Source organism: Pedobacter sp. Leaf194 (assembly GCF_001423945.1).
In the GTDB taxonomy this organism is placed as follows: domain Bacteria; phylum Bacteroidota; class Bacteroidia; order Sphingobacteriales; family Sphingobacteriaceae; genus Pedobacter.
In genome coordinates this window covers 236,984-259,443 of record NZ_LMPU01000009.1, presented here as the reverse complement: position 1 = coordinate 259,443, position 22,460 = coordinate 236,984, and the positions used below count along the sequence as shown (strand labels likewise).

The window sequence follows — 22,460 nt, the reverse complement described above, 5'->3', positions numbered from 1 at the left end:
AAGATGTAGATTTGTGCCATGGAGGATAATATTTCATTCAATCATCAAGCTGATATCGTAAACAGTGCCCTTAGATTTATTAACGCCTGGTTTAAGCAGTCAAAGTCTATCACCGCCGAGTTGAATGATTTTTTTATCCTTCCGGGAAACAAAATTATCGGAAAAGAGGCTATTGTTGGCAGATTAAAAGGCATTTTTGGGAAATTTGATGAGTATGTTGGTGGCCGGTATGACATTATTGATGTAAATTTCGAATTGCTTACTGATGGCAAAGGAATGGGTTTTGTTGAGGGTGTTGCAGGTTACCGGGCAGTCGTTCAGAAACAATCGAAGATAGTTAGCGGCCCTTTCAAACTCTATTTCGCTTTGCAAAATGGCGTATGGAAAATTGTAAATATTGAGTTTCCTGGATTTATCTAAAAATTAACTATTAATTTAGTTTGTTGGTTAATTTTTTTAAATTGTCTCCTGATTAACCTTCCCTAATTATGAGAAATCTTGCCAGCATCTTTATTCTATTTGTTTTTTTTCTTGCGTCTTGTTCACAAAGTTCAAAACAAGATAATCCAGTAACTACTAAAGCTTTACCAGCGCAGCAGGATAAGTCCATACCGGGAGCGCCAGTATTTGCACTGACAGCAATAACGACCAACTTTGACCAATATTGGGAATACCATACCCGTTATGTTAAATTGTATCGTGATTTTCTGGCTTTTGATGAAAATGCTTCACCCATAACAAAAAAAGCCTTTCTGCAACAACTCAGCACCGGAAGGTTTTTGCCCTTTTTGTTAAAGTCGAAAAATCCAACGAGCTGTTATAAGCTTGTAGAAATTCCTGCAACCATCAAAGAAGAGACTAGCGCAATTATTGCTGATTATGCTAAAACCCAGCTTGGCTTTTTCAACATGGAAGCTAAACCCGTTCCTGATTTTGATTTTGTTGATATAAATGGCGTTAGGTATACCTCTGCGAATACGAAAGGAAAAATTGTTTTGTTTAAATGCTGGTTTATTGGCTGTGCTACCTGTGTACAGGAAATGCCTGAATTGAATAGAATCGTAGAACGCTATAAAAACCGTAAAGATATTTTGTTTATAAGTCTGGCGAGTGATAAGAAAAAGCCGCTCCAGGATTTTTTGGTTAAAACGAAATTTGATTATGCGGTTGTGCCGGATCAAGATAAATATATGAGTGGGAAATTAAATGTTATTGCCTATCCAACTCACTTCCTGATTGATAAAAATGGAATTTTAACAAAAATTGTTGACACCGAAAAAGAAGTTTCCGAAGTGCTGGAAACGATGGCAGTTAAATAAGTTGTTACAATTGAAATTCGCCACTTTATTTAATTTTTCTATCTTTGGTTTTTAATGAATTTCCTTTATCCGGGCTTTCTTTTCGCACTATTATCGGTTGCAATTCCGGTTATTATTCATTTATTTAATTTTCGAAAATTTAAAAAGATTTATTTCTCAAATGTTCAGCTTTTAAAAGAGGTAGAACAGCAAAACTCATCAAGGGAAAAGCTAAAAAATCTACTTATCCTCATTTCGAGAATTTTAGCAATCGTGTTTTTGGTTCTCGCTTTTGCGCAGCCGTATCTTCCTGTGGGAGAGAAGAATCAGCGCTTAAGTAACATAGTAAGCATCTATGTGGATAATTCTTACAGTATGGAAGCCGTTAATAAAGATGGCAACTTATTGGACGAAGCCAAAAGACGTGCGAAAGAACTCATAAAGGCTTACGGTTTAAATGATAAATTCCAGTTGCTTACCAATGATTTCGAAGGTAAACATCAGCGGCTTTTAAACCATGACGAATTTTTGAAAGCACTGGATGAGGTGGAAATTTCGGCTTCGAACAGAAATCTTCAACAGATTTTAAACCGTCAAGAGAATATTTTGTCAGGTTCGGCAAATAAATACAGTTTCATTATTTCTGATTTTCAGCAAAATATTTCCGATGGAAATAACCTCAAAACCAATAAGGATATTCAATATTCGTTTTTAAAATTAAATGCAACTGCGCTACCAAATGTTGCTGTAGATAGTGTTTGGTCACTTTCACCAAATCATCAACCTGGTGCAAATGAGCGCCTTGTTGTTCAGTTAAAAAATTATTCTGAAGAAGATGCCGTTAATATTCCGCTAAAGCTGACCATTAACAATCAGCAAAAGGCGTTAAGTTCTGTGAGTATTGCTGCGGGTAAAACAAATCGTGATACCCTTAATTTTTCTGGACTAACCGCAGGATGGCAAAAAGGACTTTTAAGTATTAAAGATTTTCCCGTTACTTTTGATGATACACTTTCCTTCAGTTTTAAAGTTGATTCGAGCCTGCCGGTTTTAAGCATTAACGGCCCTGACGCCGGGAGTTACATTAAGGCACTTTTCGGCGCAGATAAATATTTCAAGCTTACAGAAAACTTAGAGAGCAACATCAATTACAGTGGCTTTTCCAATTACGGTTTAATTGTATTAAACGGGTTGAGAAATCCTTCGAGTGGTTTGGCACAGCAATTAAAAGCTTACCTGAAAGGCGGTGGGTCGGCGGTTATCTTCCCAAATTTGGATGCAGATATTCGAACTTACAACAGCTTTTTAAATGGTCTTTCGCTGCCGGCTATTCAAAGTTTAAATACTACGGAAACCCGGGTTGATAAGATAGATTTGCAAAATCCAATTTTTAAGGCGGTTTTCGAAGAAATTCCTAAAAATCTTGATTTACCCATTGCTAACCGGTACTTTTCCTTTGTCGAGCGTAACTCAACGAATAAAGAAAGCTTACTGTCTTTTACCGGTGGGCGACTTTATTTCGCAAAATATGGCGTTGATGATGGTGCGGTTTATTTAGCGGCAACCGGCTTAAATCCTGCCGATGGTAATCTTGCGAGGCATCCTGTTTTTGTTCCGCTAATGTACCGATTAGCATTGTCTGCCGAAAATGAAACTGCGCTGTATTATAACATTGGTACTGATAACGCATTAATTGGCAAAAAAATCAGTTTAGGCAAAAACCAAACGTTAAAGTTAACCGCAAAAAATTTCGAGGCGATTCCGGAAATCAGACAGGTTGATGGCAAAACAATTATTTATGTTGCAGACCAGATTAAAGCGCCTGGGTTCTACAATTTAAATCTTGCAGACTCTTTAATTGCCGTTTACAGTTTCAATATTAGCAGGTCAGAATCTGCTATGCACTATTTGAAAAGTTCGGAGCTTAGCAAACTGGCAGGGAAGAATAACCTAAAAATTTACGATACTGATAAAGACGCTGTAAAGCTCATTTCTGGCAGTAATAAAATCGGACAGACTTTATGGAAACTTTGTCTAATTTTGTCGCTGATTTTTATTGCAGCAGAAATTTTGCTCATCCGATTTTTTAATAAAACCAAGAAAACAAAATGAATCTCCTAGTAAAACGTGCAACCATTACCGACCCGCAAAGTAAGTTTAACACAAAACTGTGCGATGTTAGGGTAGTTGATGGAAAAATCCAAGCCATCGGGAATTTATCTGCTGAAAAAGATGAGCACGTTTTTGACGCTAAAGGCGCATTACTGACACCAGGCTTTTTCGATTTAAACTGCGCCGCAGGCGATCCGGGCTACGAAACAAAAGAAGATATACAAACGCTAACGGCTGCTGCAGCAGCTGGAGGCTTTACCGGTTTAGCTTTGCTGCCGCAAACAAGCCCTGTTGTGCAGTCAAAATCTCAGGTAGAATACATCATTAACAGGGCAAAAAATAATCTGGTTGATGTTTATCCGGTTGGCGCCTTAAGCCAGAACCGTGAAGCTAAAGAACTTGCAGAACTTTTCGATATGCAGAGCGCTGGGGCCGTGGCTTTTTCTGACGGCGATAAAGCAATTCAGGATGATGGTTTTATGAGCCGTGCCTTGCAATACGCAAAAGGTCTTGATGCTTTGATAATGGTTTATCCGGAAAATAAATCAATTGCGGGAAAATCGCAGATTAACGAAAGTAAAAATTCGGTGCTACTGGGCATGAAGGGCTTGCCGGCCTTGGCAGAAGAAATGCACATCGCCAGAGATATTTTTCTCGCTACTTATAACGAAACCAAAATTCACATCAGCAATATATCTACAGCAGGTGCTGTTGCCTTAATCCGCAAGGCGAAAAAATACGGGGTTCAAATTACATGTGATGTTACTGCACATCACCTTGTTTTTACGGAAGATTTGCTGGTAGATTTTGACAGCAATTATAAAGTGAAGCCGCCTTTGCGCAGCAAAAACGACGTAAAGGCCTTAATTGCCGGCTTAAAAGATGGTACTATTGATGCGATTATTTCGCAACATCGCCCGGAGGAAGTTGAGTTTAAAAATGTGGAATTTGAAATTGCACATTACGGAATTATCGCTTTGCAAACTGTACTGCCATTATTACTAAAAGCCGGTTTAGACACCAGTCTTATTGCCGAAAAACTGGCTATAAATCCTCGCAAATTGTTAAATTTAACTGTTCCGGTGATAGAAGAAGGACAGGAAGCAAACTTTACGGTTTACGATCCAAATGAAAAATGGGTTTATAATGCGGCCAGCAACTTTTCGAAATCAGCGAACAGTCCGTTAATAGGAAGAGAATTAACCGGAAAAGTAACTTTAGTGTTTAACAATAACCAATACAGAGCAAGCTAAATCTGGCCGGTAAGCTGAAATTTTGATCCTAAACCATTGATACAAGAAACTACATAATATGGATAATAGAGTAAAAAAGGCGCTTAATGCTGCAACAACTAAATACGCCGAAACAGAAGGCATTGAAGCCGGTAACTTCCAAACGGAATTAATTGCTGCTTTTGAACTTGATGTTAATTTTTTAGACAAAGCAACTGCTTTTGATGCAGTTTTTGATTCTAATCCAAAATTTGAAGCGCTTAGAGAGATTTTCTTCGATTTATTGATGGTGAATTTTTTCAGCAGCGACGTTCAAAAACTCGAAGATGATTATTTAGAAAGTGATGAATGGGCGAATATTGAGGAAGAAACCATAGATAGGGGAACTGAACTTTTAAACCTTCTTTTATACATAAAGGAATGCCACGATGAGGATTTAGACCCTGAACTAGGCGATTTTTTAAAGGAATTTTTGTTGGTTGAAGATGATGAGTTTCAGGATGAATTTGAAATTTATGAGGAGTTAATTAGCAATCAACAGCTTGCGGAAAGTAGTGTAGAAGAAATTTGTAAAACTGCGGAGACCTTGAATGTTAGTGATGAAATGAAAGATTTATTCGTGCCGTTTATGGCCTTTTTCCTTGATACGGAAGGAAGCGCGGAGACTATGAAAGAATTAATTCAGTTTAGCCGTAACAAATCTTTCGATTCTGCTACTTATATATTGATAACAACTATTAATAACTAAACTTAAACAAACAACATGGACAAGAGTACATTAATTACCAAATTATCATTAAAATATGGTTTTATACTTGCAGCCGTATCACTTGTAATTTCATTTACGCTGTATTTCATAAACCCGGTAATGCTTTACACCAATTTCGCATTGCCGTTTATCATATTGATTGTTTTTATAGCCCTGCTTGTTTTCTCGGGAATAACAATTCGAAAAGAAGTTGGTGGATACTGGACCTTTGGCGAGGCTTTTAAATCATTCCTGATAATTGCCCTTATTCTCGCAATAACATCAGTTTTGTATAATGTGGTTTTAATGACTTTAATTGATCCTGATTTACCAGCCAGAGCAGCTGCAGCTATTGAAGAATCACAAAGAAGTATGATGGAGAAATTTGGTATGGCGTCTGAACAAATAGATGAAGCAATGGCCAAAGCAGGCAACATGCAAGAAAAACTTACGCCAACGTTTAAAAATTCATTCACAAGCTTCGGCGTATCAATAGCAATGTATGGTGTACTTGCATTGATTCTTGCGGCAATCTTGAAGAAAAAAGAACCGGTAACTTTTAATTCCTTACCAGAACAAGAAGGTTAAACCAGCGTTATAAAAATTTACAACGTGCAACTTTTATCATTTTATTTGATGAAATTTGCACGTTTTGTTTTGAACAAACTTCCTAGGCTTTCAAACCTTTGCGGTTTAAATTTTGAAAATGGATATATCAGTAGTAATACCTTTATATAACGAAGATGAATCGCTTCCGGAGTTAACAGCCTGGATTGCAAAAGTAATGGACGAAAAAAATTTCAGCTACGAAATAATTTTGGTCGACGATGGTAGTACAGACCGCTCCTGGGAAGTTATAGAGGAATTGAAGTTGCAAAACGATGCAATAAAAGGCATTAAGTTTAGGAGGAATTATGGTAAATCTGCTGCACTTAACGTTGGTTTTGAGGCCACCAGAGGTGATGTTATCATAACAATGGACGCTGATTTGCAAGATAGTCCTGACGAAATACCTGAATTGTACCGACGCATTAAAGAAGAAAAACTCGATTTAATCTCAGGCTGGAAGAAGAAACGCTACGATCCGATTACGAAAACCATACCTACAAAATTATTTAATGCAGCCACCCGTAAAATGAGTGGAATTGAACTGAACGATTTTAACTGCGGTTTAAAGGCATACCGGAGCGATGTAATTAAAACCATAGAAGTTTACGGAGAAATGCACCGCTACATTCCCGTAATTGCGAAATGGGCAGGCTTTAAGAAAATTGAAGAGCAAGTTGTAGAGCACAGAGCCCGGAAATACGGCACCACAAAGTTTGGTTTCAGCAGGTTTATTAATGGCTTTTTAGATTTGCTTTCGATATTCTTCGTAGGTAAATTCGGTAAACGCCCAATGCACTTTTTTGGCTCACTCGGCGTACTGAGTTTTTTAATAGGAACAATTATGGCTTTATGGATGATTGGCATAAAGCTTTACCACATAGCTGCACATATTCCTTACAAAAGGGAAATTACCGACCAGCCATTGTTTTATATTGCCTTGGTTGCAATTGTTGTGGGTTCGCAAATGTTTTTAACGGGCTTTGTGGCCGAATTGGTTACCCGAAACGCCCCAGAAAGAAATCAATATTTAATTGAAAAGAGGGTGTAAGGCAAAAGTTTCACAATTAGGCTAATCGGCCAAGAAACAAAACCAATTAAATTCTACTGCTTACCTTTTTCGAAAATGTTTTTCTCCGTCATAATTCCACTTTACAATCGTCCGCAAGAAATTAACGAATTGCTGTACACGCTAACCAAGCAAACTTATTTACAGTTTGAAGTTTTGGTTATTGAAGACGGTTCAAAAGACGATGCTAAATCGATTGTAGAAAGTTATGCAAACAAATTAGATGTAAGCTATTTTTACAAAGAAAACGAAGGACAAGGGTTTACCAGAAATTTTGGCTTTGAGCGTGCAAAGGGAGATTATTTTGTAATTTTTGATTCAGATTGCTTAATTCCTCATGACTATCTGGAAATTGTTAAAAATTATCTTTACGAGCATGATTTGGACGCCTATGGTGGTCCAGATGCCGCACATGACAGCTTCACACCCGTACAAAAGGCCATAAGTTACGCAATGACTTCGCCCTTTACAACGGGGGGCATTCGCGGCAATAAAAAACATGTTGGCCAATTTCATCCACGAAGCTTTAACATGGGGGTTTCCCGTCAGGTTTGGGAAAAAGTTGGTGGCTTTATTCTAACCCGGCTCGGAGAGGATATCGAATACAGTATTCGTATTCATGAAAGCGGCTTTAAAATTGGACTTATACCAGAAGCAAAAGTTTACCACAAACGGAGAACAAGTTTTAGCCAGTTTTACAAGCAGCTTCATTTTTTTGGCCGGGCCAGAATCAATATTTATAAGCATTTTCCAAAAGAATTAAAGCTTGTTCATTTCTTTCCTGCGGTGTTTACTGTTGGTTTCATTACCACCATCCTATGCGATATTTTTTATCGCCCTTTAGGAATTGTTGGTAATTTTATCTTGTTAATGTTCTTTTTGTTGATATTTTTTCATTCGTGGTCTGTAAATAAATCACTAAAAGTTGCATTTTTGAGCATTATATCTTCATTTATCCAATTATTTGCCTACGGCTTAGGATTTATTCAAGATCTATTTAAAAGAGTGGTATTTAAACAACAATGATAAACTATCTAAAAGAAAGTACTTTCGCAGTTAATGATGTTATTCAAAAAGCATGGAACATCACCAGGAAACATTATTTTTCCATTGCAACGCTGTGTTTTTTAATGTTTATCACCGCGAGCGCATCAAGTTTGATGGCATTTTTTATTAAAGATGTGAGTAAGATTTTAAGCATCGCGATGGTCTTCGTATTTATAATGCTTTATTTTACAATCAATCTTTCGTTATTTAAATACATTTTCCATTTGATGGATGATGAACAAAACGATGTTAAAATTGTGGATACACTACCAACCAGGCAGCAGATTATCCGCTTTCTTGTTGCTACATTATATTTTGTGGGCTGTATTTTTGGTGTTTACCTGGTGGTCATACTCATAGCCTTTCCTTTTATTTACACCGGTCTGGATGTTACAATCGTAAAAAACGTGGCGATTTCTGTCGGTGTAATTGCAATCTTCATCACCTGGTTAAGAATATCATTTTTCCCATTCTTTATAATCGACAAAAATTCTACGCCTTTCGATTCGATTAAGTTGAGTCTGGCCACAACCAAAGGGAACTTTACCAAAATATTGTTGTTATTGGTTGTGTTAGGTGGCGGATATTTAATTTATTTATTGTTAAACTACTTGCAATGGCCGCTTATTGCTTTTGTTGTTAATATTTTAAGTTCTTTTATAATTGTCCCGTTATCGAGTGTTGCTTTAACCGTTGCCTACCGCAAAATTTCGGGCGAGTATAAGGGCGACGAGCATCCTGATATTTTGCATAATATCGTTTAGCCTTGAACAATGTAATGGGCAATTGAAATCCCAACTAAAAAATTATGCCTAGTAAAATTTGCCAGCTAAATACCAATATCAGAAAGGAGAAGCCCCTTTAAGGGTTTAAGGTGTATGGGAATTAAATCAGCGCTGAGCAAACCGTTTGCAGCATTTGTGGTTTGGCAAATCAACAAGTGGAAAGCAAATGCAGTCTATGCCCAGCAAAAAATTCTTTTAAAGCTTGTTAATGATGCAAAGCAAACTGCTTTTGGAAGAGATCATCATTTCTCGGCGATAAAAAGCTATTCGGATTTTAAAAATTATGTACCAATTCAGGATTACGAGGGTTTAAAACCCTATATAGACCGCACCGTTGCCGGGGAAGCCGATGTGCTTTGGAAAGGTAAACCGTTATATTTTGCAAAAACGTCAGGTACAACATCGGGAGTAAAATATATCCCTTTATCTAAAGAATCTATGCCTGAGCATATAAAAGCTGCCAGAAACGCAATTTTAACGTACATCAACGAAACTGGGAAAACTGCTTTCGTTAACGGGAAAATGATCTTTTTGCAGGGGAGTCCGGTACTCAACCAAAAAAATGGCATTAATGTAGGTCGTTTATCAGGTATTGTTGCTCACCATGTGCCAAAGTACCTTCAAAAAAATCGACTTCCTTCCTACGAAACCAATATTATTGAAGATTGGGAGCAGAAAGTAGATGCTATTGTTGGCGAAACAATTAACGAAGATATGACCCTGATTTCTGGCATACCGCCTTGGGTACAAATGTATTTTGATAAACTAACCGACCAGAGCGGGGGCAAAAAAATTGCAGAAATTTTTAAAAACTTTAGCCTGTTTATATACGGTGGCGTTAATTTCGAGCCTTACCGGGCTAAAATTGAACAAAGTATTGGTAAGCGAATTGATTCGATAGAAACATACCCCGCCTCCGAAGGTTTTATTGCTTATCAGGATTCGCAAAAAGACAAGGGCTTACTGCTGCTTGCCGATGCTGGTATATTTTACGAATTTATTCCTGCAGATGAGTATCATGACGAAAATCCGGCCAGATTATCATTAGGAGAAATTGAACTTGACAAAAACTACGCACTAATACTTAATACGAATGCTGGTTTGTGGGGTTACAGCATTGGTGATACGGTTAAATTTGTGTCCAAAAATCCGTATCGAATTGTGGTTACAGGTAGGATTAAACATTTTATTTCTGCATTTGGCGAACATGTTATTGGCGAAGAGGTAGAACATGCACTGCTTTCGGTAGCAAATGCTGAAGGTGTAAAAATTACCGAATTTACAGTTGCGCCTCAGGTTAACCCGAAGCCGGGTGAACTGCCTTACCATGAATGGTTTGTGGAATTCTCTGCGCCGCCTGTAGATTTACCTGCATTCAGCAGAAAGGTAGATGAAGCGCTGCAAAAGAAAAATATTTACTATTTTGACCTCATTGAAGGAAACATCCTTCGACCGTTAATAATACGTACGTTGCAAAAGGATGCCTTTGTTAATTATATGAAAAGTGAAGGGAAACTGGGCGGGCAAAATAAAGTTCCAAGATTAAGCAATGACAGGAAACTTGCTGATGGGTTGGAGAAGTTTATTGTTTAAGTGTTTGACCTCAATAAACAGTGTTTATCTAGAGGTTGAGACCTGAGTTTCACAAAGATGGAAAGCAAATGACTTCTTCGAAACTAAAAGTTTTGCCTAAAAGAAATTCACAACTAATAAAATATACAAACGAAAAGTTAAAAATTTCATTGATTTTTAACCTTCAAAAACACGTAGACTCAACATTTCTTAGCAAAAGAAAAAAAACATTTGCATAGTGAAAATAAGAAACCTTCAAATACGAGAGGAAGAACAACAATTGAGCAATACATCAACAAAACATTCCATTAGAAACATAACCATACTAGGCTCCACAGGGAGCATAGGCACCCAGGCACTCGAGGTTATTCGTGACCATCCGGCAATTTTTAAAGTTTCGGTATTATCTGCGTTAAAAAATTCGGAATTACTTATCCAGCAGGCGAAAGCGTTTAAACCTGAAACCGTAGTAATTTGTGATGAAAGCCAATATTTGTATGTGAAAGATGCTTTAGCACCTTTTAACATTCAGGTTTTGGCTGGCGAGGCTGCATTGTCAGAAGTAGCGGCTTACCCTCAAAGCGATGTTGTGCTAACGGCGTTAATGGGTTCTGTTGGGTTAAAGCCAACAATAGAGGCGATAAGAGCGGGCAAAAGTATAGCGCTTGCAAATAAAGAAACTTTGGTTGTAGCAGGCAAATATATTACCGAACTGGCGATACAACATAAAGTAAAAATCCTTCCGGTTGATTCAGAACATTCTGCAATTTTTCAGTGCCTGGTTGGTGAGGAAAATAATGAAATTGAAAAGATTTACCTTACTGCATCGGGCGGGCCTTTTTTAGGCAAAAACGGGGATTTCTTAGCTACGGTTAAGAAAGAACAGGCTTTAAAGCATCCCAATTGGGTAATGGGCGCAAAAATCACCATAGATTCTGCCTCGCTTATGAACAAAGGTTTGGAAGTTATCGAAGCGAAATGGCTGTTCAACCTAGAAGTAGACCAGATTGACGTTATTGTCCATCCGCAATCAATCATTCATTCTATAGTTCAGTTTAGAGATGGTTCGATGAAAGCGCAAATGGGTGTTCCGGATATGAAATTGCCAATTCAGTATGCCTTAAATTATCCCGACAGGCTAAAAAATGATTTTAAGCGTTTTAATTTTCTGGATTACCCAAACTTTAGCTTCCAGCAGGCAGACCGGGAAACGTTTAGAAATCTGGAACTTGCATTCACATCAATAAAAAAAGGTGGGAACATGCCATGTATTTTAAACGCGGCGAACGAAGTTGTGGTAGAGGCATTTTTAAAAGATAGGATTGGGTTTCTTCAAATGAGTGATGTTATTGAACGCTGTATGTTAGATATCAATTTCATAGAAACACCACAATTGGCCGATTATTTAGAAACTGACAAACATAGCCGTATCTTAGCGGCCGAATTAGTAACAAAAAGTATATTTTAACATCTAACATAAAATATTGTAAGAGCATATGAATGGATTGATTATGGCGGGGCAGCTGCTGCTTGGATTGTCTTTATTAGTTATATTACACGAACTAGGGCATTTTCTTGCGGCCAGGGCATTTGGAATTAAAGTAGAAAAGTTTTATCTGTTTTTTGATGCATGGGGTTTCAAACTTTTCAGTTTCAAAAAAGGGGATGTTGAATACGGAGTTGGATGGTTGCCTTTGGGCGGTTATGTTAAAATTGCCGGGATGATAGATGAGAGCATGGATACTGAGCAACTCGCACAACCTGCGCAACCTTGGGAGTTCCGCTCGAAACCAGCCTGGCAGCGCTTAATTGTGATGCTTGGTGGTATTATCGTTAACGTTATTGTTGGTATTGTTATTTTTTGGGTGCTTACTTTTAAATATGGTGAAACCTTTACCCCAAACAGTGCGGTTGTACATGGTATTCAGGTTGGAAAAGTAGCGGCTGATATCGGACTGAGAAATGGTGATAAGATTTTGGCCATTAACGGTAACAAGGTTATCCGCTTTGAAGAACTGAAAAGCTCAAAAGTGCTTATGGGTAACACAACATTAACGGTTATCCGTGGTGATAAAACCATCGAGATTAAAGTTCCTGATGATTTCCTGAATAAGGTAGCTGATGGAAAAAGCCTTTTTGTTGAGCCTAGATACACTGCAACAGCAGACAGTTTAATGGCTGGGTACGGTGCAATTAAAGCCGGGGTTAAGCCTGGTGATAAAATCAAAGCCGTAGACGGAGTACCTGTAACTTATCAGGATGAAGCGAAGCCTTTAGTAATGAAGAAAAAGGGTAAAATGGTTGCTTTATCGATCGACAGAAATGGCAAGCCTTTGCAAATAAACGTACAGGTTGATACCGCAGGTGCGATTGGTTATTTCCCGGATTTCGATGAAATAAAACGTAAAACAATTAATTACGGCTTCTTTGCGGCACTTCCTGTTGGCGCTAATATGGCATGGAGCACTTTTGCCGACAATGCAAAAGGCATAGGTAAAATGATTACCGGTAAAGTTAGTGCCCGTAACATCAGCAGCCCGATTGGTATTGCAAAAGTTTATGGTAGCACCTTTGACTGGCTTAAATTCTGGACTTTAACAGGCTTAATTTCAATGGCACTTGCCTTTATGAATTTATTGCCTATTCCGGGTTTAGATGGAGGCCATGTAGTTTTTCTGCTTATTGAAATGGTGCAACGTAAACCTGTGAGCGAAAAAGTACTTGAGAAAGCGCAAATTGCCGGTTTTGTAATCTTAATAAGTTTGATGGTGTTTGCCTTTGGTAATGACATCTTAAAAATATTTGGCAAGTAAAACTAATTTTATAGCATTGCCGCAGTTATTAGTTTTAATTCTAATGGCTGCGGCTTTTTAATTTATACGCAATGTCGGAGCAAAAAAACATTCCAAACTATTTTGAATTTTATGAACTGCCGGTACGGTTTCATCCAGATTTAAATGTTGTAAAATCTAAATTTTATGCCTTCAGCAAAAAGTTTCATCCCGATTTTTTCGCAAATGAAAGTGAAGAGAAGCAACAGGAAGTTTTACATTTATCAACCTTAAATAATAAAGCTTATCAAGTTTTAAGTAGCCCTCAAAAGCGATTGAAATATGTTTTGGAACTTAAAGGCATTGTTGAAACAGATGAAGGCTATCAGTTGCCTCAATCTTTTTTGATGGACATGATGGATGTAAATGAAGCCCTGATGGATTTACAGTTCGAGCCCGACCCAGAAAAACTACATCAGGTAAATGCCGACGTTAATGCAATTGAACAGCAACTTAATGATGAACTGGATGGCCTTACGAAACAGTTTGATGAAAATCCTGAAACTGCGGACGCATTATTATCGTCTATAAAAGATATTTTCTACCGGCAGAAGTACATTTCAAGAATTAGAGAGAAGCTACCCAAGGAGTAGCATTAGCACCCAAGGCAGAAAAACACTTGATTTGAGCGCATAATTGAATGTGCATTTTTGGTGCTTGAAAGATGGTTCAAACAATCGGCGTTTTTTAAAAAGATTCCTGATAACTACACAAGAAATTAAATTTCGATATGCAGGTAAAACGGGCGGAAATTGTGTAGAGTTTACAAAAAACGATTGCTGAGGTATATTACCGGGCGGGGAAACAGATTGTTTATTAACTGATAGAAGGTTGTGTATTAAGCGATTGGCTTAATACACAACCTTTTTTATGAGGCTTTTATTTTTTTAATATGCGCAGCAATTGCCGCCCGTGAACTGCTTCCGGATTCAGTTGCGTACTTTTTATATTCCACTGAAGATACGCCTGCTTCCTGAGCAGCATAAGCAACCTCGTTTGGGTCGTTCAAATCTACTTTAGCATCATCACGACCATCTTGTTTTGATTTATCATCCATGCTTTATTAACACGCTTTTTAAGCATTGGTTTGGTTTTTCCCAAGGATGCTTGTTTGAAAACTATTTTTTTTGCCAACTTTCCAGTCACCTGGAAGCAAAAATTCTCTGGATACAGGCTTTAAAACTATTTGTTTAGCCCTCCGAACTTATCTTTCAGTACAATGTTGTAATCAAACATTTAGTTACAACTATGATTACAACATATACAGAAAATGGCTGGCAAATTATTACCCAGCGTTCCCATGGTTTGCTTGCGGGCCAAATTTGTGCCAGATGGAAGCTTTCGAATCAGCCAGACAGGTGGATTGAAACCCTGATTGCCACCGCAGAACATGATGATGTTTTCAATGAATTTGAACGCAATCCGCTTATCGATGAAAATGGAGCGCCAATTAATTTTAAAGAGACTAGTTTCGATTTGGATGCTTCCACACGCTTGCTGGATATGGCCCTTACAAAAAGCCGTTTTATTGCGCTGTTAATTAACCGGCATATCAGGTTCACGCATGGTGATGATCCTCTGGCAAAAGAATTTATTTCAAATTTAAAAAAACAGGAAAAACATTGGCTATCAGATGCCGGGGTAGAAAAAAAAGAACTCGACATGGCCTACGAACTTCTCGAATTTTGCGATGCTTTTTCCCTCCTCATTTGTCAGTCACAAATTCCACCCGAAGGGAGAAGGATAGAAATAAGTTGCGGGCCGGACGGTACGCCCTATAGCTTATTTCAAAGTAAAGAATCCATTATAGTCGAACCCTGGCCATTCGCGGTAGGCAAGTTTGAGATTGGCTTTGAAAGAAGAAAAATAGAACAGTTGCAGTTCAAAAATGATGAAGAGTTCCGGACGCTCCTCAAAAATTCCGACATTGAAAACGTCCGTTTCACCCTGGCCGAAAAGTAAATTTACATGTCCTCTACATCGGTATCCCGCGGTTTTTCTGTTGATGGATGTAAATCTACAGGTAAACAACTTATTGATCCTCGTTGGAAACTGCCACATCATCTTTCGTTTTAAGCCTTTCGTGGTGTTGCTTTTGCTATAAATACTACTTTTCGAAGTGAAATACCTGTTGTGAAAAAAGCTTGAACATTTCTCAAAAACTTCTTGTATTAAGAATGGGCGCTCGAATTATAATCAATTTAATTAAACAGAACCTCATTAAAATTAAGTTTATGGAATCGCAAAGTAAATCGCACAGCGAAGGCAAAGTTGCTACCGCAATTGAAGAACAAACATCTAAACTACCATCGGATACTTTTTTATGGGCTGCTCTAGCCTCTATGGGTGTTTCTTTAACGCTAAAATGTTTGGGGCATCAGCATAATGCACTTTTTGTTGGCCAATGGGCGGCGCCATTTCTGCTTCTTGGAATATATAATAAAATTGTGAAAACACAGGGCCACGATCAGGAAAATCCTCAACCTTAAATTATAGGCTTGCCAATATTATGAAACAAAGCAGCGACAATCACATGATCCCAATGACTTCATTTTCAAGCGGAAACGGAAAAGGCATTGTGGAAGATGTTTATTATTACACCAATCAAATCGTAAATGTAATTATGCTGGGCAAGCCAGACGGAGATTGGTTTTTGATTGATTGTGGCATGCCCAAATGTGGCGAAGAAATTATTGAGGCAGCAGAAAATAGGTTTGGTAAGGGAAAGCCGCCGAAGGCAATTTTTTTAACCCATGGGCATTTCGACCATGTTGGTGGTATCGTTAAGATTTTGGAGCAATGGCCGGTACCTGTTTACGCCCACGAATTGGAACTGCCCTTTCTAACAGGTAAGCAAGCCTATCCGGAACCGGATAGCACAGTTGAGGGTGGTATCTTGGCAAAGCTTTCAGCGCTTTACCCAAACGAGCCAATTGACATAACCGGGCATGTAACTGCATACCCGCCAGATGGGAGCTTACCCGAACTTTCGGATTGGCGTTGGATACATACCCCGGGGCATGCTCCCGGGCAAGTAGCCTTTTTTCGTGAAAAAGACAGAATTTTAATTGCTGGAGATGCTTTTGTAACCGTGAGACAGGATTCTTTTTATAAAGTGCTTGTACAAAAACGGGAAGTACACGGACCGCCAAGATACCTTACAACTGATTGGCAGGCCGCATGGGAAACCGTAAAAAAACTTCGGGATCTTCGCCCGGCTGTTGTAATAGCAGGTCATGGGCAATCCATGAAAGGGGCGTCGCTTAGGCTGGGATTAAAAAAACTTGCAGACGATTTTGATACCATTGCTATTCCTGAGCATGGACGTTTTGTCTAACATTAATTATCAAGCTAAAATTTATATAATATAGAAAACCAGGCATGATTGCATATCACGCATCTCATGAGCAATTCAAACCTAGTGAATTGTTAGATTACGTTATTCTTGCTGAAAAAGCTGGCTTCGAAGCTATATCTTCATCAGATCACTTTCATCCGTGGAGCGAGCGGCAGGGCCAGAGTGGGTTTGCATTTGCGTGGCTTGGGGCTGCAATGCTTGCAACTTCCGTTCCGTACAGTATGGTTTGTGCGCCGGGTCAGCGCTACCACCCCGCCATTGTGGCTCAGGCCATCGCTACATTAAATGAAATGTTTGGCGGTCGTTTAGTAGTTGCCTTGGGTAGCGGGGAAGCGCTCAACGAAAGCATAACGGGTGAAAAATGGCCCGAAAAGTCAGTCAGAAATGCAAGGTTGCTAGAATGCTACGAAATAATAAGCGAATTATTAAAGGGTGTTATTGTTTCGCGGAAGGGGATTATATCAATAGAAAATGCCAGGCTTTATACACTGCCCGAAAAGGTTCCAAACCTGTTTTGTGCAGCTGTTGGTTCGGAAACGGCGAAATGGGCGGCATCATGGGCAGACGGACTGGTCACTACCCACAAGCCCAAACAAGAACTTAAGGAACTTGTTCAAGCCTTCAAATCTAACGGTGGTGAAAAAAAACCAATATACCTTAAAGTACAGCTATCGTACGCCAGAAACAAAGAAGAAGCAATCTTGGGCGCCTACCACCAGTGGCGTGGAAATATTTTTCAGGGAAGCGTTTTGGGCGAGCTCCCTACTGTTGCCCACTTTGATGCTGCGGCAGAATTGGTTAGCCAGTCGCAAATGGATGAACATGTGCTAATATCTGATGACCTTAACCAACACCGCAAATGGATAGAGGATTACCTGGGCATGGGTTTCGATAGAATTATACTCCACAATGTAAACAGAAATCAGCGAGATTTTATTGAAGATTTTGGCAATGGTGTGTTGCCAATGTTAAAAGGAAATAAGTAAGGTTTGCTCGGTTTGATGGTATTTTACAATCTCCATTGAGTTGCAAGAGAATAAAAAGTCATTGCGTAAAAGCCGCAATAAATGCCGTAGAAGTTCATAAACCTTTTCTTTTTGCAATGCGTTTTAAAATAAACTAACGTGATTGAATAAGTTAAGTTGAATTTATTATGAGTATTTTAAGAGAAAAGAAATCGACAATTGAAGGTAATAGCAGTTTGTCTCGGGAAACGGAACTTCCCGAAGGGGCAGACTATCGGGGAATTGCAGGAAAAGGAAGCCTGGTTGCAGAAAAACCAGATCTTAAGCAAGATGCTGTTGATGAAAGACACGAGCATTCAGATTTTCCTGATGAAACACCATTAACACGCGGCATTTAGTCGACATTAGCTCGCCTCGCCAATAATTAGTATTTGTTTTAACATAATCAACGATGGATTTTGCTGTAGAATGGAAAGACCTCTTCGCGATGCTCGTATCTATAATATGCGGTGGCGCAATTGGTTTCGAAAGGGAATATAGAAGTAAATCGGCCGGTTTTCGAACCATCATATTAATTTGCCTTGGCTCAACGATATTCACCATCATATCCGGGCACGGGGCTGATACCGATGATAGGATTTCTGCCAATATTATTACAGGAATTGGCTTCATAGGTGCAGGCGTAATTTTTCAGGATAAAATTTCAGTGCGTGGGTTAACAACCGCCGCAGTTATATGGACTGCAGCTGCAATCGGCATGACGGCTGGAATAGGTTTACATGCGCTTGCCGTTTCACTCACCGTAATTACGCTTTTTGTGCTGCTAATGGTTAGCAGAGTCGAAACACTCATCTCAAAAATTAGGAAGCAAAAGTTAATAACCATTACCCTAAAAAGCAGTGAACTGGCATTGCTGGAGCGATTAGAAGATAAAATGAGCAGTGCGGAAGTTTCTTTTCAAAGGATGGAAATGACGAAAGAACATGGTAAGCTATCACTTGTATACATTATTACAGGGAGAAAACATGCAACCGAGCGGATGAACTTAATGCTGTTGGATATGGATGAAGTTTTGAGTTTCGTTTAATTGTAGCTTTATACGGAGGCTAAGGCATACAGTTATCGGTCATGTTCTTTAGGAACGGAAAACCTACTATGCTGATTAATTATGGTTCCGGGTTTGAAGATGCATCTTTAACAGACGATTGTTGCAGGAATTGTTTTTCTTTAGAAAAATGGAAACGATTTGCAAAAGCCTTTTTTATGCCGATTAGCACAACGCCGTTGGTCGCTTTCTTTCCATAGGTGGCAATCGCTTTTGAAGCTTCCATAACATCTATCTTTTCAACCCAATCTGGCGATAACAATGCAAATGTCGTTGCATTAAGTTCGCAGTTTTTGTTTCCCGAGTAAACAATATAGATTGGTTTCCTAGGTGAGCTTCCGGCCACGACGCCTCCGAGCCAAATTGTTTTTGGCCTAGCAATCTTAACTGTCATTTTATCTTGTAAAAAATGGCTAGCCACAAGTACTCCGTTCAATTCAAAACCATAAGCGACCTTTGTATTCACATTATTGCATTCAGCTCAAACTTACCTGCTAAATCCGTTACCGCCAGTACATTCTGAAAGCCAACTTGCCGTAATTTGACACCAGCAATTGGTTTGCTGGTTGCACTATCTATCACTGTCCCGCTGAATAAATTGATGGGGGAAACCAACACTATTGTCGAATTGTTAGGCGATAAAGGTTCTGTTGACTTGTTAATATCATGAACAACCGGTTTTGGACTTTGCGCATGGCTTGGTCCAATTGCTGCTCCAAGTAGAGCAAAAGTGAACAACCATTGCAAACCCGGGTTTTTAACGGGCCTGGCTAACGGCCGGTTAAGCTGACTCGCTATTAACCTTACACAAACATTCTTTTGCTTGTCTTTAAAAAAAGCAAGCAATTCAGAGTCTGATTTATCGCTAAGGTCATACACAGTTTTTTCACAGCGGTCGCAAAACCTTGCGGCGTTTGTCTCGGTCATCTCATTCCAATGGGCCAGGCACGGGGTGGTTAGTGTCAATTCAATTTCTTTCATGCTGGTTTTTCAGTAATGATGCATGGAAATCGTTAATTCCATACTGCGAAATCAATTACAATCAACTCATTCAATATAATATTAAAAAAGGTGCCGGGCGATGTTCGGCCTAATTAAATCATCAAACCCTGGCGATGCAATTATTTATTGTTCTCCAAGCCTCTACCCGTTTTGTGCTGCAACTCGTCAATCCTTTTCGAAGCTTCCGATTTTGTTAGATTTTCATCATACTCCTCGCCAGCTTCATCAGAAAGGGTTTTTAAATAAGAACCTTGAGCACCCGTCATCGGTTCATCACCTGTAGTCCAATCATCAGGATTTTTAATGGTATTATCTCCTTTAATGCCGTTGTCGCTTGATGGTGTACCGTTTTGGTTCGTTGGCTCGTTATTTTCGTTGTTGTTAATCATGATTTTGTTATTTATAGTTTCAACAATAGAAATTTGCCAATGTTTGGTTTATTCCGCCAAAGAGTTGGTAAATTCTTTAGTTGCTGTCGCGATGTGATTCCATGATGATATAGCGATTTTAATCAAGACTTTGTGGTGACCTACAAGAATTTCCAAAATATAGGTGCTTAGCAACAGTATAATTACATAGGCTTTTGCTTTTTTCTACATCCTTGGCAACTCAACGATAAAAGTAGATCCAACTCCGATTTCGCTGTCAACTTTTATTGAACCCTGGTGTAAATCTATAATCTCCTTACAGAGGTAAAGGCCAATGCCGAAGCCTGCAATGGAACCCATCTTCGGGTTTTTTATCCGGTAATATCGCTCAAAGATTTGGTCCCGATCTTCATGATCAATGCCCATCCCTTCATCCTTTACCGAAATTCTAACTTTCTCAGGCTCAAACTCCGCAAAAGCGACAGTAATGGTCGTGTTCATTTTGGAGTATTTTACGGCATTACCGATTAGGTTGTGGACAACTTGTGAAAGCTTTTCCCGGTCGGCGCTAAGTTCCACCTCTTCACCTTGTTCGAAAATGATTATATGGGTGTGGACAGTTGAAAGTACTTCCTCTTCCAAATCTGCAAATAACTTCTGAAGATTGAAGACGGATTTCGAGAGGACCATCCGTCCGGAATCAAGCCTTGAAATATTTAAAAATCCATTAATCATAGCGGTCATATTTTGCACCTGTCTAATCGATTTTTCAACAATACTGTGTTGTACTTTGTCGCCAGAAAGGATTACATTTCTCTGCGTTAGTTGCAGGTAGGCATTTAAAGAGGTTAGGGGAGTCTTTAGTTCATGGCTCACCATGCCCATAAAATCATCCTTTCTTTGCTCATCCTTCTTTTGTTCGGTAATGTCTCTTAAAGTGCCGTTCAAGCTTGCGGGCTCACCATTTTGCTTATAAAAAACCTTTCCCATCGCTTGTACAAGTCTCCCTTTAGGGTCTTGAGGATGAAAAATTCGATATTCGATAAAGTAGTTTCCATCAGAATTTTTGCTCAAAGATTGGGCAATCGCGTCTGCAACACGCTGCCTATCTTCTTCGAAAATAGATGCGAGGGCGATGCTAAGATCGAGATTGTCATTTTCTGATAAACCAAACCAGGTTTTTAAAAGGGTATTTCCGGAGAAAAGATTTGTTTCGGGCTCGTAATAGAAAGTTGCAAGCTCTCCGGCAAGGATAGCCATAGACAGCATGTGCTGATCTTTTTCGTTCGACCGTCGCTCCAGAACCTGGCTTGTAATCTCTTCAAGTATCACCAATACGCCCGTTACCTCGCCTGAAGTTGAAAAAACAGGTTGATATATGGAGTTAACGATCGCGTCTCTTGTACCATTCTCTGCCAGAAGTTTAACCGAAAACTCATTGTTAATTCTTCTTTTGCCAGTTTGAAAAACCTCTGTCAGCCAAGTGTTTACAGGCTGGCCTTCAAGTTCCGGGCGGGCAGTTTCATGCGGCAGGCCTTCAACCTCGACTAGCGTACGTCCCCAGATTTTTAAAATAGCAGGATTGGCAATTTCAATAATATGGTCAGGTCCTTCTAACACGGCGATACCAACAGGCGCTTGCTCTATAATTGTTCTAACATGTTCCCGGCTCTCTGCAAGCAATTTTAATGAAATATTTAATTCATCGTTGGTAGAACTGAGTTCTTCCATAGTGGCTGCCATTTCCTCTAGCAGGGCCTGCTCTTTTTCCTCTTTTTGTTGAATTCTTTGCAGATATTCCCGCCTCGAAGAAACTTTTCGTGCCGTATTAAGAATGCACCAGGTGTGGCCGTTGTTATCCAGCAGCGCCTTATATTGATAGTCATAATAGTCAATAACAGCGATACCATTTTTGATAACTTCAACCCTTGCGTCTTCAACCGTATAAGTTTCGCCTGATTGCCATACCTGCTGAAGCAGGCTCAGAAAAGGTTGTCCGTCTAACTCCGGGAGCGCTTCCATCAAAGGTTTGCCAATAGATGAGCCATCCTTCCCCCAAACTTCCAGCATGCCTTCGTTTGCAAAACGGATAATCATATTTTGATTTGTGTAAATGGCTGTGGGTTCGGGAGAGTGTGTAAGTGCCTGAATGATGTGTTCGGTGCTAAAATTCTCCAGGGATGTGTTTTCGTCAATATTCATTACGAGTTCAGAGATAGAAATTTGGTATTCGGCTTAGCGCAAAGATAAATTTTTAGCGTTAATTGAACGAATTCCCATCATATTCATTACTTCCAACGCCCATCGTTATTCTTTGGGAGAAACGGTGGACGCAAAACGAAAAACGATTCTACTAAAATCT

At 39.2% G+C, this 22,460-nt stretch carries 24 protein-coding genes; 19 read left to right on the top strand and 5 right to left on the bottom strand.

Annotation, left to right across the window (positions count from 1 at the left end; all coding sequences use genetic code 11):
* Positions 1-18: 18 nt before the first annotated feature.
* The 13 genes from ASG14_RS11305 (at position 19) to ASG14_RS11240 (ending at position 13,893) form a co-directional block, all read left to right on the top strand.
* Positions 19-420, top strand: a complete 402-nt coding sequence (locus ASG14_RS11305) for a hypothetical protein (RefSeq protein ID WP_056871177.1) — start codon at positions 19-21, stop codon at positions 418-420.
* A 68-nt stretch (positions 421-488) separates the two neighbouring features.
* Positions 489-1,319, top strand: coding sequence for a TlpA disulfide reductase family protein (locus ASG14_RS11300; protein WP_056871176.1), 831 nt, complete (start codon positions 489-491; stop codon positions 1,317-1,319).
* A 54-nt stretch (positions 1,320-1,373) separates the two neighbouring features.
* A complete protein-coding gene (locus ASG14_RS11295; RefSeq protein WP_056871175.1) occupies positions 1,374-3,410 on the top strand; it encodes a BatA and WFA domain-containing protein in 2,037 nt (678 codons plus the stop codon).
* Positions 3,407-4,663, top strand: coding sequence for a dihydroorotase (locus ASG14_RS11290; protein WP_056871174.1), 1,257 nt, complete (start codon positions 3,407-3,409; stop codon positions 4,661-4,663). The genes ASG14_RS11295 and ASG14_RS11290 overlap by 4 nt, the downstream gene beginning before the upstream one ends.
* A 58-nt stretch (positions 4,664-4,721) precedes the next feature.
* On the top strand, positions 4,722-5,390 hold the full coding sequence (locus ASG14_RS11285; RefSeq protein ID WP_056871173.1) for a hypothetical protein: 669 nt from the start codon (positions 4,722-4,724) through the stop codon (positions 5,388-5,390).
* Between the two features lie 15 nt (positions 5,391-5,405).
* On the top strand, positions 5,406-5,978 hold the full coding sequence (locus ASG14_RS11280) for a DUF4199 domain-containing protein (protein WP_056871172.1): 573 nt from the start codon (positions 5,406-5,408) through the stop codon (positions 5,976-5,978).
* 118 nt (positions 5,979-6,096) lie between these two features.
* On the top strand, positions 6,097-7,047 hold the full coding sequence (locus tag ASG14_RS11275) for a glycosyltransferase family 2 protein (RefSeq protein WP_056871171.1): 951 nt from the start codon (positions 6,097-6,099) through the stop codon (positions 7,045-7,047).
* Between the two features lie 75 nt (positions 7,048-7,122).
* Positions 7,123-8,091 carry a glycosyltransferase family 2 protein gene (locus ASG14_RS11270; protein ID WP_056871170.1) on the top strand — a complete coding sequence of 323 codons (969 nt, stop codon included), beginning with the start codon at positions 7,123-7,125 and terminating at the stop codon, positions 8,089-8,091.
* Positions 8,088-8,876 carry a hypothetical protein gene (locus ASG14_RS11265; RefSeq protein ID WP_056871169.1) on the top strand — a complete coding sequence of 263 codons (789 nt, stop codon included), beginning with the start codon at positions 8,088-8,090 and terminating at the stop codon, positions 8,874-8,876. Before ASG14_RS11270 ends, ASG14_RS11265 begins: the two co-directional genes overlap by 4 nt.
* 114 nt (positions 8,877-8,990) lie before the next feature.
* A complete protein-coding gene (locus tag ASG14_RS11260; RefSeq protein ID WP_056871168.1) occupies positions 8,991-10,490 on the top strand; it encodes a GH3 auxin-responsive promoter family protein in 1,500 nt (499 codons plus the stop codon).
* Between the two features lie 286 nt (positions 10,491-10,776).
* A complete protein-coding gene (locus ASG14_RS11250; protein ID WP_056871755.1) occupies positions 10,777-11,937 on the top strand; it encodes a 1-deoxy-D-xylulose-5-phosphate reductoisomerase in 1,161 nt (386 codons plus the stop codon).
* A gap of 28 nt (positions 11,938-11,965) precedes the next feature.
* Entirely contained in the window at positions 11,966-13,282 is a 1,317-nt protein-coding gene (gene rseP, locus ASG14_RS11245) for an RIP metalloprotease RseP (RefSeq protein WP_056871166.1), read from the top strand.
* Positions 13,283-13,353: 71 nt separating this feature from the next.
* Entirely contained in the window at positions 13,354-13,893 is a 540-nt protein-coding gene (locus ASG14_RS11240) for an iron-sulfur cluster co-chaperone HscB C-terminal domain-containing protein (RefSeq protein WP_056871165.1), read from the top strand.
* A 275-nt stretch (positions 13,894-14,168) separates the two neighbouring features.
* Here ASG14_RS11240 and ASG14_RS11235 read toward each other — a convergent pair whose 3' ends face one another.
* Positions 14,169-14,357 (bottom strand): DUF3606 domain-containing protein, encoded by a 189-nt coding sequence (locus tag ASG14_RS11235; protein WP_056871164.1) that lies wholly within the window; start codon positions 14,355-14,357, stop codon positions 14,169-14,171.
* Between the two features lie 191 nt (positions 14,358-14,548).
* On the opposite strand from ASG14_RS11235, the gene ASG14_RS11230 reads away from it, so the two are divergent.
* The 6 genes from ASG14_RS11230 to ASG14_RS11205 all read left to right on the top strand — a co-directional run bounded on the left by ASG14_RS11230 (position 14,549) and on the right by ASG14_RS11205 (position 18,710).
* On the top strand, positions 14,549-15,262 hold the full coding sequence (locus ASG14_RS11230) for a DUF3891 family protein (RefSeq protein WP_056871163.1): 714 nt from the start codon (positions 14,549-14,551) through the stop codon (positions 15,260-15,262).
* 272 nt (positions 15,263-15,534) lie between these two features.
* Positions 15,535-15,789 (top strand): hypothetical protein, encoded by a 255-nt coding sequence (locus ASG14_RS11225; protein ID WP_056871754.1) that lies wholly within the window; start codon positions 15,535-15,537, stop codon positions 15,787-15,789.
* A 20-nt stretch (positions 15,790-15,809) separates the two neighbouring features.
* Positions 15,810-16,637, top strand: coding sequence for an MBL fold metallo-hydrolase (locus tag ASG14_RS11220; RefSeq protein WP_056871162.1), 828 nt, complete (start codon positions 15,810-15,812; stop codon positions 16,635-16,637).
* 44 nt (positions 16,638-16,681) lie between these two features.
* Entirely contained in the window at positions 16,682-17,644 is a 963-nt protein-coding gene (locus ASG14_RS11215) for a TIGR03885 family FMN-dependent LLM class oxidoreductase (RefSeq protein ID WP_056871161.1), read from the top strand.
* Between the two features lie 167 nt (positions 17,645-17,811).
* Positions 17,812-18,021 (top strand): hypothetical protein, encoded by a 210-nt coding sequence (locus ASG14_RS11210; protein ID WP_056871160.1) that lies wholly within the window; start codon positions 17,812-17,814, stop codon positions 18,019-18,021.
* Between the two features lie 53 nt (positions 18,022-18,074).
* Positions 18,075-18,710: an MgtC/SapB family protein gene (locus tag ASG14_RS11205; RefSeq protein WP_056871159.1), complete on the top strand. Its 636-nt coding sequence runs from the start codon at positions 18,075-18,077 to the stop codon at positions 18,708-18,710.
* Positions 18,711-18,789: 79 nt separating this feature from the next.
* On the opposite strand, the gene ASG14_RS11200 is transcribed toward ASG14_RS11205, so the two are convergent.
* The 4 genes from ASG14_RS11200 to ASG14_RS11185 form a co-directional block, all read right to left on the bottom strand.
* Positions 18,790-19,122: a hypothetical protein gene (locus ASG14_RS11200; RefSeq protein WP_157274905.1), complete on the bottom strand. Its 333-nt coding sequence runs from the start codon at positions 19,120-19,122 to the stop codon at positions 18,790-18,792.
* Between the two features lie 68 nt (positions 19,123-19,190).
* Positions 19,191-19,709: a hypothetical protein gene (locus ASG14_RS11195; RefSeq protein WP_056871157.1), complete on the bottom strand. Its 519-nt coding sequence runs from the start codon at positions 19,707-19,709 to the stop codon at positions 19,191-19,193.
* Between the two features lie 140 nt (positions 19,710-19,849).
* On the bottom strand, positions 19,850-20,119 hold the full coding sequence (locus ASG14_RS11190; protein WP_082491528.1) for a DUF3072 domain-containing protein: 270 nt from the start codon (positions 20,117-20,119) through the stop codon (positions 19,850-19,852).
* 204 nt (positions 20,120-20,323) lie between these two features.
* Positions 20,324-22,300, bottom strand: coding sequence for an ATP-binding protein (locus ASG14_RS11185; RefSeq protein WP_056871156.1), 1,977 nt, complete (start codon positions 22,298-22,300; stop codon positions 20,324-20,326).
* Positions 22,301-22,460: the final 160 nt, after the last annotated feature.

Excerpts from the sequence above, each read along its gene's own strand:
- ASG14_RS11230 (WP_056871163.1), top strand. The coding sequence starts at position 14,549 with ATGATTACAACATATACAGAAAATGGCTGGCAAATTATTACCCAGCGT.
- ASG14_RS11185 (WP_056871156.1), bottom strand. The coding sequence starts at position 22,300 with ATGAATATTGACGAAAACACATCCCTGGAGAATTTTAGCACCGAACAC.
- ASG14_RS11240 (WP_056871165.1), top strand. The coding sequence starts at position 13,354 with ATGTCGGAGCAAAAAAACATTCCAAACTATTTTGAATTTTATGAACTG.
- ASG14_RS11210 (WP_056871160.1), top strand. The coding sequence starts at position 17,812 with ATGAGTATTTTAAGAGAAAAGAAATCGACAATTGAAGGTAATAGCAGT.
- rseP (WP_056871166.1), top strand. The coding sequence starts at position 11,966 with ATGAATGGATTGATTATGGCGGGGCAGCTGCTGCTTGGATTGTCTTTA.
- ASG14_RS11205 (WP_056871159.1), top strand. The coding sequence starts at position 18,075 with ATGGATTTTGCTGTAGAATGGAAAGACCTCTTCGCGATGCTCGTATCT.
- ASG14_RS11190 (WP_082491528.1), bottom strand. The coding sequence starts at position 20,119 with ATGATTAACAACAACGAAAATAACGAGCCAACGAACCAAAACGGTACA.
- ASG14_RS11200 (WP_157274905.1), bottom strand. The coding sequence starts at position 19,122 with ATGACAGTTAAGATTGCTAGGCCAAAAACAATTTGGCTCGGAGGCGTC.
- ASG14_RS11270 (WP_056871170.1), top strand. The coding sequence starts at position 7,123 with ATGTTTTTCTCCGTCATAATTCCACTTTACAATCGTCCGCAAGAAATT.
- ASG14_RS11305 (WP_056871177.1), top strand. The coding sequence starts at position 19 with ATGGAGGATAATATTTCATTCAATCATCAAGCTGATATCGTAAACAGT.
- ASG14_RS11265 (WP_056871169.1), top strand. The coding sequence starts at position 8,088 with ATGATAAACTATCTAAAAGAAAGTACTTTCGCAGTTAATGATGTTATT.
- ASG14_RS11285 (WP_056871173.1), top strand. The coding sequence starts at position 4,722 with ATGGATAATAGAGTAAAAAAGGCGCTTAATGCTGCAACAACTAAATAC.
- ASG14_RS11235 (WP_056871164.1), bottom strand. The coding sequence starts at position 14,357 with ATGGATGATAAATCAAAACAAGATGGTCGTGATGATGCTAAAGTAGAT.
- ASG14_RS11260 (WP_056871168.1), top strand. The coding sequence starts at position 8,991 with ATGGGAATTAAATCAGCGCTGAGCAAACCGTTTGCAGCATTTGTGGTT.
- ASG14_RS11280 (WP_056871172.1), top strand. The coding sequence starts at position 5,406 with ATGGACAAGAGTACATTAATTACCAAATTATCATTAAAATATGGTTTT.
- ASG14_RS11195 (WP_056871157.1), bottom strand. The coding sequence starts at position 19,709 with ATGAAAGAAATTGAATTGACACTAACCACCCCGTGCCTGGCCCATTGG.
- ASG14_RS11225 (WP_056871754.1), top strand. The coding sequence starts at position 15,535 with ATGGAATCGCAAAGTAAATCGCACAGCGAAGGCAAAGTTGCTACCGCA.
- ASG14_RS11275 (WP_056871171.1), top strand. The coding sequence starts at position 6,097 with ATGGATATATCAGTAGTAATACCTTTATATAACGAAGATGAATCGCTT.
- ASG14_RS11215 (WP_056871161.1), top strand. The coding sequence starts at position 16,682 with ATGATTGCATATCACGCATCTCATGAGCAATTCAAACCTAGTGAATTG.
- ASG14_RS11300 (WP_056871176.1), top strand. The coding sequence starts at position 489 with ATGAGAAATCTTGCCAGCATCTTTATTCTATTTGTTTTTTTTCTTGCG.
- ASG14_RS11290 (WP_056871174.1), top strand. The coding sequence starts at position 3,407 with ATGAATCTCCTAGTAAAACGTGCAACCATTACCGACCCGCAAAGTAAG.
- ASG14_RS11220 (WP_056871162.1), top strand. The coding sequence starts at position 15,810 with ATGAAACAAAGCAGCGACAATCACATGATCCCAATGACTTCATTTTCA.
- ASG14_RS11295 (WP_056871175.1), top strand. The coding sequence starts at position 1,374 with ATGAATTTCCTTTATCCGGGCTTTCTTTTCGCACTATTATCGGTTGCA.